The organism is Amycolatopsis sp. NPDC114478, assembly GCF_055633805.1.
Genome location: NZ_JBVKDO010000014.1, coordinates 73,662 through 86,214, shown reverse-complemented (window position 1 = coordinate 86,214; position 12,553 = coordinate 73,662). Strand labels below are relative to the sequence as shown.

The window sequence follows — 12,553 nt, the reverse complement described above, 5'->3', positions numbered from 1 at the left end:
CGGCCCCCACTGAACCGAGCCCGCCACCCCCGCCCCCGAGCCGGCCACCCCGGGTGCACCTCAAGCCAGCGCCTGCGTCGGTGCCAGCCGGGCCGCGCGCACCGCCGGGTAGGCCCCCGCGATCGCCCCCACCAGCGCCGCCACCCCGACCCCGCCCGCCAGCGTCGCCCACGGCAACACCGCCGGCCACCCCTGGCTCAGCGCGTACCCCGCCGTCACCAGCACCCCGGCCAGCACCCCTGCCAGCCCGCCCAGCCCCGACAACAGCACCGACTCCGCCAGGAACTGCCCGCGGATCTGCCGCTTCGTCGCCCCGAGCGCGCGGCGGAGACCGATCTCGCGCCGTCTCTCCAGCACCGAAATCACCATCGTGTTCGCCACCCCGACCCCGCCGACCAGCAGCGCCACCCCGCCCAGCCCCAAGAACAGCGCGCTGTACGTCGTGTCCGTGAGCTTCTGCGCGGCGAGCGCGTCCGACGGGCGGCGGACCTGGACCTCGTTCGGCGCCTGCGGGTTCAGCGTCGCGCCCAGCACCGTACGCACACTGTCCACTTGGGACTCCTCGGCGCGAACGTACACAGTGGACGGATAGCCGTTGAACCCGAGCAGCCGCTTCGCGACGTCCCAGCCGACCAGGGCCGACCGTTCGATCTCCGGCGCCAGGGGCATCGGTGCGAGGATCCCGACCACCGTGAACCACTGCGTCCCGATCAGCACCTGCGGCGGCCGCGCCGGGTCGACGCGGTCGATGCCGAGCCGGGCCGCGGCCTGCGCCCCGAGCACCGTCACCGGGTAGTCCTGGTTGCCCGCCGCGAGAAAGGCGCCGACGCGCACCTTCCCGCCGAGCACGGCCAGCAGGTCCGGCTTCGCCGCGTACACCGCGAGCCCGGACGTGTCGTCCGGCGCGATCTTGTCGCTGCGCCGCACGCTCGCCGACGTGTTCCCGGTCCCGCTCGCCGCCTGCACCGGCGCGATCCGCTTCGCCATCGGGACGGCGTCGTCGGGCAACACCGCGTTGTCGCCGAAGAGCGTCTGCCCCGGCCCGGCGGTGAGCAGGTTCGTGCCGAGGGCGGCCAGCCGGTCGTGCAGGGCCTGGCCGCCGGACGCCGGGATCGCCAGCACCGCGACCATCGCCGCGACGCCGATCGCGATGCCCAGCGCGGAAAGCACCGCGCGCACCGGCCGCGTCCGCATGCCGTGGGCGCCGAGCGCGACGACGTCCGGCGGCTTGAGCCGGGCCGGTTCCGGCAGCAGCACCGCGGTCATCGCGCACCCACCAGACCGGTGTCGAGGCGCAGGTGCCCGTCGAGCAGCTCGATCCGGCGCGGCATGCCCGCGGCGATCTCCCGGTCGTGGGTGATCACGACGATCGTCGTGCCGTCCGCGGACAGTTCGCCGAGCAGCGAAAGCACGGACGCGCCGGTGCCCGTGTCGAGGTTGCCGGTCGGCTCGTCGGCCAGCAGGATCGACGGCTCGTTGACCACGGCCCGCGCGATCGCGACGCGCTGGCGTTCGCCGCCGGACAGCTCCCCCGGCCGGTGCCACGCCCGGTGCCCCAGCTTGACGCGGTCGAGCGCGGCCAGCGCCCGCTCGCGCCGCCGTCGCCGCGGCACCCCGGCGTAGAGCAGCCCGGTGCACACGTTGTCCACCGCACTCATCCCTTCGTCGAGGAAGAACTGCTGGAACACGAACCCGATCCAGCGCGAGCGCAGCGCGGAGACCTTCCGGTCCGGCAGCGCGGCGACGTCGTGGCCGTGCAGTTCGACGCGTCCCGACGACGGCCGGTCGAGCGTGCCCATCAGGTGCAGCAGCGTCGACTTCCCCGACCCCGACGGCCCGACGATCGCCACCATCTCGCCGTTTTCCAGCGACAGCGAGACGCCGTCGAGCGCGGCCACGCCGCCGGGGTAGGTGCGCGTGACCTCGTGGACGCGCAGCACGGGCGTCACGACGTCGTCACCACCCGCATGCCCGCGGTCAGGCCGTTCCCGGTGACCTCGACCTTGCCGCCGCTGAACAGTCCTGTTTGGACGGCGATCAGCCGGCGCTGCCCGTTCTCGTCGACCTCGACGGCGTACCCGCCTTCGGCGAGCGCGAGCAACGCCCCGACCGGAACCGCGAGCACGCCGTGGTGGACGTCCTTGGTGAACCGGACGCTCGCCGGCGCGGAATCGAGCGTGCCCCCCGCGGCGGGGTCGTCGAGCCGGACGGTCACGGTGATCTTGGGCTTGCCGTCGTCCTGGCCGGCGGCATCCTTGCCTTCGACGGCGGTCCGCCCGACGTCGGTGATCGTGCCCTGCGTGCTTCTCCCGTTGATCGTCACGGACGCCTTCGCGCCCTGCTGCGCGAGATCCTGCTTCGCCGCGTCCAGCTTCACCTGCACCGACCGGACGGTCCCGGTCGTCTTGAGCACCTCGCCCTGCGCGGGCGCCCCGGGCTTGGCCGCCAGCGCCGACACGCGGACCTCGCCCGCCGCGAGCACGACGTCACCCTGGCCGAACGCGCCGGTCTGCTCCAGCCCCAGCGACTTCTGCCACTTCTTCAGCGCCGCCGCCGTCGCCGCCGTGAACTTCTTGTCCGGGGTGCCGAACCCGCCGAAGCCGCACGCCTTGAGGTTCTCCTCCAGCTGCTTGACGTCGGCGCCGTCGTCCGCGCCGGTGGCGAGGTCCCGGTAGAAGGGCAGCGTTCCGTAGAACAGCGGCACCGGCTTCGCGTCCACTCCGTACACCGGCTGGCAGCGGGTGATCGTGGCGCCGGCCGCGGGCAGCGACGTGATCGTGCCCGGCTTGCGGCCCTGGACGCTCGATTCGTCGCCGTAGCCGAGGGTGCCGTCGGCTTCTTCCTCTTCGCTGAGGTCGGTCTTGACCACCTCGGCCGTCTCGACCGCCGGCGGCGCGGCCTCCTTGACCGGCGTCGCGCTCGACACCCGGGTCAAGATGACGACCGAGCTGGTGCCCAGCACCACGACGAGGACCGCGCCGGCGACGAACCAGCGCGTCCGGCCGCGACGGCGCGGCTTGAGGTGGGTCACTTCGCTCACTTTCCGGCCTCGCTGCTGACGCTCATGCCCAGCCCGCACGCCTTGGCGGCGGCTTCGAACTTCTTCGGGTCGTCGCCCGGCCCGCCGACCCGCATCGCGCCCTTGCCGCTCGGGTCGGGGTCCGGCATGTCGATGCCGTGGTCGCGCATGCACTTGGCGTCCTTGCGCATCTTGTCGAGCTGCTCGGCGCTCGGCGGCTTCATCTCGCCGCCGTTGGGCATGAGGTGCTTGCACGCGTTCTGCGCGGCGTCGAGCTTCCCGCTGTCCTTCGCGTCGCCCCCCAGCGTGATCGCCATGCCCTTGCCGTCACCGGCCGGCTTGGGGTCGGGCATGTCGACGCCGTGCTCGCGCATGCACTTGGCGAAGTCGCGCATCTTGTCCTCGTCGCTCTTGCCGCTGCTGTCGGCCGCCGTGGGTCCGCCCGACTTCGGCGGCGTCGAGATCGACGCGACCTTCGACCCCTCGTCGGCCTTCGCGCCGCAGCCCCCGAGCAGCAGCGCCGCCCCGAGCGCCGCGACGAAGATCCGTGTCCGCATGGCTCGCTCCTTTCGTCCTCCGGATGGGTGCCAGGTCTACGGATCGGGGCATTCGGGCGCGCTAAGCGGCGTCGCTTATGCGGTCCTTATGGCCCTCCTGCGCAGACTGGGCGGGTGCGCGTGCTGGTGGTGGAGGACGAACGGCTGCTGGCCGACTCCGTGGCGGAGGGGCTGCGGCGCTTCTCGATGGCCGTCGACGTCTGCTACGACGGCGAGCAGGCCCTCGAACGCGTCGGCGTGCACGGCTACGACGTCGTGGTCCTCGACCGCGACCTGCCGAAGGTGCACGGCGACGCCGTCTGCGCGGCGGTCGTCGAGGCGGGCGGCGAAGCGCGCGTGCTGATGCTGACCGCGGCCGCCGACGTCACCGACCGCGTCGCCGGCCTGGGCCTCGGCGCCGACGACTACCTGACGAAGCCGTTCGCGTTCGCCGAGCTGGTCGCGCGGGTGCAGGCGCTGTCGCGGCGCGCGCGGCCCGCGCTGCCGCCGGTGCTGGAGCGCGACGGCGTCGTGCTCGACCTGCCGCGCCACCAGGCCGCGCGCGACGGCCGGTTCCTGCTGCTCTCGCCGAAGGAGTTCGCCGTGCTCGAAGTGCTCATGCGGGCCGAGGGCGCGGTGGTCAGCGCCGAGGACCTGCTGGAAAAGGCGTGGGACGAGCACGCCGACCCGTTCACGAACGCGGTGCGCGTCGCCGTGATGACGTTGCGGCGCAAGCTCGGCGACCCGCCGGTGATCGGGACCGTGCCCGGCGCCGGCTACCGGTTCGGCACGCCGTGAACGGCTTTTCGGTCCGCGCGAAGCTCACCGCCTGGTACGGCGCGCTGTTCCTGCTCGCCGGGCTGGTGCTCGTGGTGATCAACTACCTGCTGGTGCAGAGCACCCTGCCGGACCCGGCGCGGGTCGCCTTGTCGACGGTCGGCTCGGCCGACCTGACCTACGGCATCCCGGCGCAGACGATGCCCACGGCCGGCGTCGCGATGCGGCTGGTCAGCGGCTCGCTCGACGAATACCGCTCCTCGACGCTGTCGACGCTGCTGGTCGGCTCGGCGATCGCGCTGGTCGTGACGGCGGCGCTGGCCGTGCTGTTCGGCTGGCTGATGGCGGGCCGCGCGCTGCGGCCCCTGCACGACATCACGTCGGCGGCGCGGCGGCTGGAAGCGGGCAAGCTCGACCGGCGGATCAACCTGGACGGCCCGCCCGACGAGCTGAAGGAGCTGGCGGACACCTTCGACGGCATGCTCGACCGGCTCGCGGAGTCGTTCGACAGCCAGAAGCGGTTCGTCGCGAACGCGTCCCACGAGCTGCGGACGCCCCTGGCCGTGCAGCGGACGCTGGTCGAGGTGGCGATGGCCGACCCCGAAGCGGCGCCGGAACTGCGGAAGCTCGGCACGCACCTGCTGCACACCAACGAGCGCAGCGAACGGATGATCGAGGGCCTGCTGATCCTGGCCCGCAGCGACCGCGGCCTGCAGGCGCGGACGCCGGTCCGGCTGGACGAGGTGACCGCGTCGGTGGTCCGCGCGACGGCGGCCCAGGCGTCGGCGGCCGGGGTGGCGGTCGAGACGAGGCTGCGGCCGCGGGTGGTGGCGGGTGACCCGGTCCTGCTCGAGCGGCTGGTGACGAACCTGGTGGTCAACGCGATCACGTACAACGCCTCGGGCGGCTGGGTCTACGTCGAAGTCCGCGGCGAGCCGGCCCTGGAGGTGCGGAACTCGGGACCGGTGGTGCCGCCCGAGGCCGTGCCGACGCTGTTCGAGCCGTTCCGCCGGGTGGGGTCGGAGCGCACCGGGGACACGCGCAACGCGGGGCTCGGGTTGTCGATCGTGCGCTCGGTGGCGTCGGCGCACGGGGGTTACGCCGAGGCCCAGCCCGGGCGGCGCGGCGGGCTCACCGTGACGGTCCGCCTGCCGCCGTCTTGATCCACTCGATCGTGACTTACCGTGTCCGGCGTGTCACCCGGCGGGCGCCGACCTGGGTCGTCGATGATGCGGGAGTCGCCAAGTGAACAGTGGGCAGTTCGTCGCGGACTCGGCGCGCCTCGCACGTCAAGCCGACGCGCCGTTCTAACGTGGGCACCCACAACGGTGAAGAAGATCGGGGAGGCGAGAACAATGCGGGCGCTGCGAGTGGTCGGGCTGCACGAGGACGGGAAGTCCATCGTGCTCGAAGACCCGGCGAGCCGTACTCGTTTCCTGCTCCCGGCCGATGAGCGGCTGCGCGCGGCGGCGCGGGGTGACATCACGCGCCTCGGCCAGATCGAAATCGAGTTGGAGAGCCAGATGCGCCCACGCGAGATCCAGCAGCGCATCCGCGCCGGCGAGTCCGTCGAGCAGGTCGCCGCCGGCGCGGGCGTCTCGACGCAGCGCGTCGAGCGCTACGCCTACCCCGTCCTGCTCGAGCGGTCCCGGACCGCCGAGCTCGCGCAGAGCGCCCACCCGGTCCGCGAGGACGGCCCCGACGTGCAGACGCTCGGCGAGGTCGTCGCGTACGGCTTCGGCGTCCGCGGGCACGACTACTCCCAGGCCACCTGGGACTCGTGGAAGGGCGACGACGGCCGCTGGGTCGTCGTGCTGCGGTGGAAGGCCGGGCGGTCGGACAACCGCGCGCACTGGGCGTTCTCGCCCGGGGCGCACGGCGGCACGGTCGTGGCGCTCGACGAGAACGCCGAGGTCCTGCTCGACCCGAACGCCTACCGCGCCCCGCGCACGGTCCGCGCCCTCGAACCGGCCCGCGAGACGGAGTTCCAGCCGACGCTGGACTCGGTCGAACCGGAGCGCGCCGAGCTGCCGTCGGCCGAGCCGGACCCGGACGACGACACGCGCGAGATCCCGCGCGTCCCGGCGGATCCGGAAGAGGACCACGCCGACCAGCCGCGGCCGAAGGCCAAGAAGAACCACCCGATCGTGCCGTCCTGGGAGGACGTGCTGCTCGGGGTCCGCTCGCAGCGCGGTTAATCCAGCCGCGCCGCGAGCGTCTTCGGCGCGACCTGCCGGTAGGCCTCGCGCACGATCCGCTCGACCTCACCCCAGTCCACGTCGACGTCCAGCCGCACGCCCAGCCACCCGCGGTGCCCGACGTAGGCCGGCCGGAAGAACCGTTCGGGCTCGGTCCGCACGAGTTCTTCCTGCACGCCGGGCGGCGCCGGGCACCAGAAGGCGAGCCGGCCGTCGCCGTGGTGGTCGTCGTGGAACATGACGAAGGTCTTCTTGCCGCGCACGAACCAAGCGGGCGAGCCGTGGCTGAGCCGCTCGGTCGCTTCGGGCAGGGCCAGGCACAACTTCCGCAAAGCGTCCAGCTGCCGCATGCCGCCAGGTTACGATGTCACGCTGAGGGAGGGGTCGGTCATGCAGCGTGACTTTCGATGACGACCACCGCGCACGCCGTCGAGCAGACGTGGCTGCTGCGGCTCGGCGAGCTGCGGTTCCGCGTCTTCTCCGGCGCGCCGGTCGTCGAAGTTTCGCCCGCGCACTGGGGACTCGTCGCTGCCGCCGTCCGGCCAGGCCGGGTGCCTGCGGTTCGAGCGGACGCCCACGCGGAACTTCGACCGGGCCCCGGCACGGACGCCGACCGCCGCCGGCTCGCGAAGCTGCTCGGCGAGGAGGAGCAGTTCTGGGCGAGCCTGCGCCGGCTGCGGCTGAGCCGCGCGGACGTCGGCGCGGTCGCGGCCGCCGCCGGGATGGCCGTGGTGGCCGAGTTCGCCGACGCCACCGACCGGCTCCTGCTGCTGCGCCGCGCCGGGCTGCCGGAGGAGGAGCTGCGACCCCGCGCCCGGCCGCGGATCACCCGCCGGCACGTCCGGTCCGCCCTCGGCGCGCTGTTCGCCGCCTGCGTGCTGGGCGCGGTCGTCTGGGTCAAGCCGGCTCCGAGCTTCTGGCCGTTGCTGCCGGTCGCGGTGGCCGCCGCCGCGGTCGGTGCGGGTGAGCTGGCGATCCGGGTCGTCGCCGGCCGGTCGCCGCGCTTGCCGTGGCTGGACGCGCCGTTCGACGGCTGCGACGAACTGTGCGTGAGCGTCCGACACGCGAAGCTCACGCCCGCCCGGATCGCCGGGATCGTCGGCACCGAGGGCCTGCTCCCCGTCGCCGAGTTCGCCGACGCCACCGACCGGATCCTGCTGCTGCGCCGCCCGTCGGCGCCACCTCCGGTCCCCGGGCGGAAGTTCCGGATGTCGTTCACGGGCTTCCTCGCCCCGGCGCTCTGGGTCGTGCTGTGCTTCGGCGGCCATCACCGGCGAGGAGCGCGTTCTCGCGCTCGGCTTCGGCCTCACCGCGCTGGGCGTGCCCCCGCAGCCAGACCTCGACGCGCGCGCAGGGGACGCTCGTCACCTACGTCCGGCACCGCTAGAAGGCGATCACCAGCACGCCGATCCACGCGATCACGACACCACCCGCCGCGCCGTACGCGGCCCACCGCAAGATCGGCGTGCGGCGGATCAGCCACAGCGACGGCGTGATCCCGGCCGTCACGACGACCGACGCGACCAGCGCCAGCCACCCGCTCGTCTCCCGGGCCAGCGTCGAGGCCAGCGCCAGCATCGCCACGACGACCACGGCCGCGATGAACGCCGACACCGTCAACCCGGTCAGCCACGGCGTCGGTTCTCCCGGCGGGTCGAGCGGCCCGAGCACGGTCCGGACGAACTTCCGGCCGGGCGCACCCTCGCGCGGGGGCGGCTCGACGACCGTGTCCGCGCCCGTCACCGGGTCCACGAACCGCACGGTCGTGCCCATCACCGAGGCGAGCCGGCCGGCCAGCTGGCGGCCGCGCTGCGAAACGACCGCGCCCGCTTCGGCCCCGGACCCCGCCGAGACCGCGGACGCCACGCGCGCCCACTCGTGCAGGGCCTGGGCCAGGTCGGCGCCGATCGCGAGCTTGTGCGGGTCGACCTCGCGCGCGTGTTCCCCGCCCGGTCCGGCCAGCACGGCGCGCTCACCGCGGATCCGCAGCTCCATGGACCTGAACCTTAGTCGGCCCGCGCCAGTTCGTAGAAGGCCACGGCGGCGGCCGTCGCGATGTTGAGGGAGTCGACTCCGGCCGGCATGGGTATCCGGACCGCGTGATCAGCCGCCGCCAGCGCCGTTTCCGTCAGCCCGGGACCTTCGGCGCCGAACAGCAGGGCCACCCGGCCGGGTGCGTGCGCCCGGAGGTCCGGCAGCGGGACCGAACCCGGCCGCGGCGTGAACGCGGCCACGGCGAACCCGCGCGCTTTGAGGTCGTCGAGCCCGCCGGGCCAGTCCGCGAGGTGCCCGAACGGCACGCGCAGGACGTGCCCCATCGACACGCGCACGCTGCGCCGGTACAGCGGGTCGGAACAGCCGGGGCCGAGCAGGACGCCGTCGACGCCGAGCGCGGCCGCGTTGCGGAAGAGCGCGCCGAGGTTTTCGTGGTCGCCGACGCCTTCCAGCACGGCGATCGTGCCGGCGCCCTCGACGACGTCGGAAACCGTCAGCGGCGCCGGCCGGTCCGCGACGGCGAGGACCCCGCGGTTGAGGTGGAAGCCGACGATCTCCGCCATCGTCTCCGCGGAAGCGGCGTACCGGGGCACGTCGAGCCCGGCGAGGTCGTCCGCCAGCTCGGCGAACCGCCGTTCGACGCCCAGCAGGGCCCGGACCGGGTACCGGGACGCCAGCAGCCGGGACACCACGACCGTGCCCTCGGCGATGACGAGTCCCTTGCCACCCGGGCGGTCCGGGCGGCGGTCCGCTGTGGACAGGTCGCGAAAATCGGCCACGCGCGGGTCGTCGATGTCGTCGATGTGGATCACGCCCATCCGCCCAGTCTGTCACCCGCTTGCCGGGCACTTCACTGGTCCGAACGTCGAACGGCCGGTGGTACGAACGGGCTCAATTTGCTGTCAGTTAACTCGTCGTGACGGAGAGCACCAGTTTGGCCGCTAGCACGGGTGCATCGCCTGTGTAACGGTTGTCCGCCAGGACCTGAAACACGTCCTAGTTCCACGCCGACGCAAAGCAGGGATGGTCATGGGGATGGACCTCGCGGCTCAACCGTTCAACACGCTGGACCGCGGACGGTACCGCCGCAAGGTGCAGCGTTGCCTGGACACGTTGGCCCGCATGCTCACCGACGGCAGCTTTTCGTTCCCCCGCAAGAACATCGGCCTCGAGGTGGAGCTCAACCTCGTCGACCGCGAGCTGCGCCCGTCGATGACGAACACCGCCGTGCTGGAGGCACTGGACGACCCGTCGTTCACCACCGAGCTGGGCCAGCACAACATCGAGCTGAACGTGCCGCCGCGGCCGCTGGCCGGCGATTCGGCCCTGCAGCTGGAAGACGACCTCCGCGCGTACCTCGCGACGGCGGCGTCGAAGGCGCGCGACACCGGTTCGCAGCTGGCCATGATCGGCATCCTCCCGACGTTGAAGCACGAGCACTTCGACCAGAAGTGGCTCACCAACAACGCCCGCTACTCGACGCTGAACGACCAGATCTTCGCCGCGCGCGGTGAACGCACGGTGCTCGCGATGGAGGGCGCGGCGCTGCCGGGCCAGCAGCCCGAACGCCTGCGCAGCTATGCCGAGTCGATCCTGCCGGAAGCGGCCTGCACCAGCGTCCAGCTGCACCTGCAGGTCGCGCCCGAGGAGTTCGCGGCGCACTGGAACGCGGCGCAGTGCCTGGCCGGGCCCCAGATCGCGCTCGCGACGAACTCGCCGTTCCTGCTGGGCAAGGCACTCTGGAACGAAACGCGCATCCCGCTGTTCCTGCAGGCGACCGACACGCGACCCGAAGAGCTGAAGAACCAGGGCGTGCGGCCGCGCGTCTGGTTCGGCGAGCGCTGGATCACGTCGATCTTCGACCTGTTCGAGGAGAACGTCCGCTACTTCCCCGGCCTGCTCCCGGAAACCGACGCCGAAGACCCGATCGAGGCGCTCGACGCGGGACAGGCGCCGAAGCTGACCGAGCTGCGCATGCACAACGGGACGATCTGGCGCTGGAACCGCCCGGTGTACGACGTCGTGGACGGCCTGCCGCACCTGCGCGTGGAGAACCGGGTGCTGCCCGCCGGGCCGACGGTCGTCGACACGGTCGCGAACGCGGCGTTCTTCTACGGCGCCCAGCGCGCGCTCGCCGAGGCGGAACGCCCGGTGTGGAGCCAGATGTCCTTCCAGGCGGCGGAAGAGAACCTCTACGCCGGCGCCCGCCGCGGCTTCGACGCGCAGCTGTACTGGCCGGGCATCGGCTGGATCCCGCCGGACGAGCTGGCGCTGCGCGTGCTGCTCCCGCTCGCCCACGAGGGCCTGCGCCGCTCCGACGTCTCCGACGAAGCCCGCGAGCGCTACCTCGGGATCATCGAGCGGCGTTGCCTCGCGCGGCGGACGGGGGCGACCTGGCAGCGCGACTACGTCCTGCGCGCGCAGGAACGCGGGCTCGACCGGGAAGCAGCGCTGACCCGCATGCTGGGCCGCTACCTGGAACTGTCGGAGTCCGGCGAGCCGGTGCACACCTGGCAGCTGAGCGACTGACCGCTAGCCTGGGTCGATGCCGAAGATTCTCGGTGAGTCGCTGGAGGCGCACCGGCGCGAAGTCCGCACGCGCGTCTTCGAAGTCCTGCGCGCCCAGCTGTACGAACGCGGCTTCGACGCGATCACGCTCGCCGGCGTCGCCTCGGCGGCTGGGGTGGGCCGGACCGCGCTGTACAACCACTTCCCGGACAAGGAAAGCCTGCTCGTCGCGTTCGTCGAGGACGAGGCGGCCCGGTACGTCACGCGGCTGACCGAAGCCGTCGAGGCGCAGGCCGACCCGGTCGACCAGCTCGCGACGTTCGTCCGGCTGCAGCTGCGCGTGCTGGCCGAGTTCCACATGCCACCGGGCACGGCGCTCGCGTCGGCGCTGGCCCCCGCGGCCTACCGCCGGATCAGCGCGCACGCCGACCCGATCACCGACCGGCTGCGCGCGATCCTGGCCGGCGGCGTCGACCTCGGGCGCTGGCCCGCCGAAGACCCGGACGTCCTGATCCCGATGATCACCGCCGCGCTGGGCAACCGGGCGCTCGTCGACGGGCCCCCTGAGCAGCTGGAAGACGTCGTCGAAGCCGCCGTCCGGTTCGTGCTGCGCGCGGTCGGGGCGTCGATTTAGGGTAGCCTAACCCGGAAAAATGCCCTACGATCTTTCTGACAGCGTGTCAGATCGATCGCCGGGAGGCCTGCCCCATGTCGGTGACCACGGACGCTCGCCCGTTCTCGGCGACCCTGCGCGCGTCGACGCTCGAGGTGCACGAGAAGGCGAACTACTCGACGTACATGCGCGCCCTGCTCGGCGGTGAGCTGACACAGGAGGGTTACACCCGGCTGGCGATCCAGTACTACTTCGTCTACAGCGCCATCGAGGCGGCGAGCGATCGCATGGCCGGCGACCCGGTCGGGGGCGAGTTCGTCTTCGACGAGCTGCGCCGGCTGCCGAACCTGGAGCGCGACCTGGCCCACCTGGTCGGCCCGGACTGGCGCTCGACGATCGAGCCGCTCGCGTCCACCCGGGCTTACGTTTCGCGGATCGAGGAAGCGTCCTCGTGGGCGGGCGGGTACGTCGCCCACCACTACACGCGCTACCTGGGCGACATCGCCGGCGGCCAGGCCATCCGGCGGCTGCTGGAGCGCCAGTACGACGTCGCCGAGGCGGGCACGCTCTTCTACCACTTCGAGATCGGCAGCGCCCCGCGTTTCCGGGACCAGTACCGCGCGAAGCTGGACAACGCACCGTGGGACGAGGCCGACCGCGCCCGCGTGATCGACGAGACACTGGTGGCGTTCGAGTGCAACGTCGCCGTCTTCGACGAACTGGCTTCCCGCCTGGACGACTTCCGTGCGTGATCTCACAGCTCGTTGACCTCCAGTTAAGTCCAGGTAGCAGGCTCGGTTTCGGGTGGCGGACCCTCGGGTACGCCACCTACGGAGCCGCCGTCCCACGCAGTGACGGCCACGCGCCCCCGCTCGCCGCGGAGGGCAGTGTGCTACTAGGTTCGGTA

The 12,553-nt window shown here is 72.6% G+C and carries 14 protein-coding genes; 7 read left to right on the top strand and 7 right to left on the bottom strand.

Going from position 1 to position 12,553, the window contains the following annotated elements:
* Positions 1-60: 60 nt before the first annotated feature.
* Genes ACZ7OH_RS33020 through ACZ7OH_RS33005 form a run of 4 tightly spaced genes read right to left on the bottom strand, consistent with a single transcriptional unit; the run spans position 61 to position 3,576 of the window.
* Positions 61-1,266: an ABC transporter permease gene (locus tag ACZ7OH_RS33020; RefSeq protein ID WP_470284409.1), complete on the bottom strand. Its 1,206-nt coding sequence runs from the start codon at positions 1,264-1,266 to the stop codon at positions 61-63.
* Positions 1,263-1,949, bottom strand: a complete 687-nt coding sequence (locus ACZ7OH_RS33015; RefSeq protein ID WP_400895618.1) for an ABC transporter ATP-binding protein — start codon at positions 1,947-1,949, stop codon at positions 1,263-1,265. The genes ACZ7OH_RS33020 and ACZ7OH_RS33015 overlap by 4 nt, the downstream gene beginning before the upstream one ends.
* Positions 1,946-3,040 (bottom strand): peptidoglycan-binding protein, encoded by a 1,095-nt coding sequence (locus ACZ7OH_RS33010; RefSeq protein ID WP_470284408.1) that lies wholly within the window; start codon positions 3,038-3,040, stop codon positions 1,946-1,948. Before ACZ7OH_RS33010 ends, ACZ7OH_RS33015 begins: the two co-directional genes overlap by 4 nt.
* The gene (locus tag ACZ7OH_RS33005; RefSeq protein ID WP_470284407.1) at positions 3,037-3,576 is read right to left on the bottom strand and encodes a hypothetical protein; all 540 of its coding nucleotides are present in this window, start codon (positions 3,574-3,576) and stop codon (positions 3,037-3,039) included. Before ACZ7OH_RS33005 ends, ACZ7OH_RS33010 begins: the two co-directional genes overlap by 4 nt.
* A 114-nt stretch (positions 3,577-3,690) precedes the next feature.
* Here ACZ7OH_RS33005 and ACZ7OH_RS33000 point away from each other — a divergent pair, with 114 nt between their 5' ends.
* From ACZ7OH_RS33000 to sepH, 3 genes are all read left to right on the top strand, one after another.
* Positions 3,691-4,353, top strand: a complete 663-nt coding sequence (locus ACZ7OH_RS33000) for a response regulator transcription factor (RefSeq protein ID WP_470284406.1) — start codon at positions 3,691-3,693, stop codon at positions 4,351-4,353.
* Positions 4,350-5,495: an ATP-binding protein gene (locus ACZ7OH_RS32995; RefSeq protein WP_470284405.1), complete on the top strand. Its 1,146-nt coding sequence runs from the start codon at positions 4,350-4,352 to the stop codon at positions 5,493-5,495. Before ACZ7OH_RS33000 ends, ACZ7OH_RS32995 begins: the two co-directional genes overlap by 4 nt.
* Before the next feature lie 192 nt (positions 5,496-5,687).
* On the top strand, positions 5,688-6,530 hold the full coding sequence (sepH, locus tag ACZ7OH_RS32990; protein WP_470284404.1) for a septation protein SepH: 843 nt from the start codon (positions 5,688-5,690) through the stop codon (positions 6,528-6,530).
* Here sepH and ACZ7OH_RS32985 read toward each other — a convergent pair.
* The gene (locus tag ACZ7OH_RS32985; protein ID WP_470284403.1) at positions 6,527-6,880 is read right to left on the bottom strand and encodes an MmcQ/YjbR family DNA-binding protein; all 354 of its coding nucleotides are present in this window, start codon (positions 6,878-6,880) and stop codon (positions 6,527-6,529) included. The two genes, sepH and ACZ7OH_RS32985, sit on opposite strands and share 4 nt — an antisense overlap.
* 57 nt (positions 6,881-6,937) lie before the next feature.
* Between ACZ7OH_RS32985 and ACZ7OH_RS32980 the strand changes: the two genes are divergently transcribed.
* Positions 6,938-8,026: a hypothetical protein gene (locus ACZ7OH_RS32980; protein WP_470284402.1), complete on the top strand. Its 1,089-nt coding sequence runs from the start codon at positions 6,938-6,940 to the stop codon at positions 8,024-8,026.
* On the opposite strand, the gene ACZ7OH_RS32975 is transcribed toward ACZ7OH_RS32980, so the two are convergent.
* Both ACZ7OH_RS32975 and ACZ7OH_RS32970 read right to left on the bottom strand, forming a co-directional pair.
* Complete coding sequence (locus ACZ7OH_RS32975) at positions 7,914-8,525, bottom strand: DUF2537 domain-containing protein (RefSeq protein WP_470284401.1); 612 nt, start codon at positions 8,523-8,525, stop codon at positions 7,914-7,916. The two genes, ACZ7OH_RS32980 and ACZ7OH_RS32975, sit on opposite strands and share 113 nt — an antisense overlap.
* 11 nt (positions 8,526-8,536) lie before the next feature.
* Positions 8,537-9,343: a TrmH family RNA methyltransferase gene (locus ACZ7OH_RS32970; protein WP_470284400.1), complete on the bottom strand. Its 807-nt coding sequence runs from the start codon at positions 9,341-9,343 to the stop codon at positions 8,537-8,539.
* Between the two features lie 211 nt (positions 9,344-9,554).
* On the opposite strand from ACZ7OH_RS32970, the gene ACZ7OH_RS32965 reads away from it, so the two are divergent.
* From ACZ7OH_RS32965 to ACZ7OH_RS32955, 3 genes are all read left to right on the top strand, one after another.
* Positions 9,555-11,054, top strand: a complete 1,500-nt coding sequence (locus ACZ7OH_RS32965; protein ID WP_470284399.1) for a glutamate-cysteine ligase family protein — start codon at positions 9,555-9,557, stop codon at positions 11,052-11,054.
* 16 nt (positions 11,055-11,070) lie between these two features.
* A complete protein-coding gene (locus ACZ7OH_RS32960; protein ID WP_470284398.1) occupies positions 11,071-11,667 on the top strand; it encodes a TetR/AcrR family transcriptional regulator in 597 nt (198 codons plus the stop codon).
* Positions 11,668-11,741: 74 nt separating this feature from the next.
* On the top strand, positions 11,742-12,398 hold the full coding sequence (locus ACZ7OH_RS32955; RefSeq protein ID WP_470284397.1) for a biliverdin-producing heme oxygenase: 657 nt from the start codon (positions 11,742-11,744) through the stop codon (positions 12,396-12,398).
* The last annotated feature ends 155 nt before the right edge of the window (positions 12,399-12,553 follow it).

Excerpts from the sequence above, each read along its gene's own strand:
- ACZ7OH_RS33020 (WP_470284409.1), bottom strand. The coding sequence starts at position 1,266 with ATGACCGCGGTGCTGCTGCCGGAACCGGCCCGGCTCAAGCCGCCGGAC.
- ACZ7OH_RS33005 (WP_470284407.1), bottom strand. The coding sequence starts at position 3,576 with ATGCGGACACGGATCTTCGTCGCGGCGCTCGGGGCGGCGCTGCTGCTC.
- sepH (WP_470284404.1), top strand. The coding sequence starts at position 5,688 with ATGCGGGCGCTGCGAGTGGTCGGGCTGCACGAGGACGGGAAGTCCATC.
- ACZ7OH_RS32985 (WP_470284403.1), bottom strand. The coding sequence starts at position 6,880 with ATGCGGCAGCTGGACGCTTTGCGGAAGTTGTGCCTGGCCCTGCCCGAA.
- ACZ7OH_RS32980 (WP_470284402.1), top strand. The coding sequence starts at position 6,938 with ATGACGACCACCGCGCACGCCGTCGAGCAGACGTGGCTGCTGCGGCTC.
- ACZ7OH_RS32975 (WP_470284401.1), bottom strand. The coding sequence starts at position 8,525 with ATGGAGCTGCGGATCCGCGGTGAGCGCGCCGTGCTGGCCGGACCGGGC.
- ACZ7OH_RS32970 (WP_470284400.1), bottom strand. The coding sequence starts at position 9,343 with ATGGGCGTGATCCACATCGACGACATCGACGACCCGCGCGTGGCCGAT.
- ACZ7OH_RS32965 (WP_470284399.1), top strand. The coding sequence starts at position 9,555 with ATGGGGATGGACCTCGCGGCTCAACCGTTCAACACGCTGGACCGCGGA.
- ACZ7OH_RS32960 (WP_470284398.1), top strand. The coding sequence starts at position 11,071 with ATGCCGAAGATTCTCGGTGAGTCGCTGGAGGCGCACCGGCGCGAAGTC.
- ACZ7OH_RS32955 (WP_470284397.1), top strand. The coding sequence starts at position 11,742 with ATGTCGGTGACCACGGACGCTCGCCCGTTCTCGGCGACCCTGCGCGCG.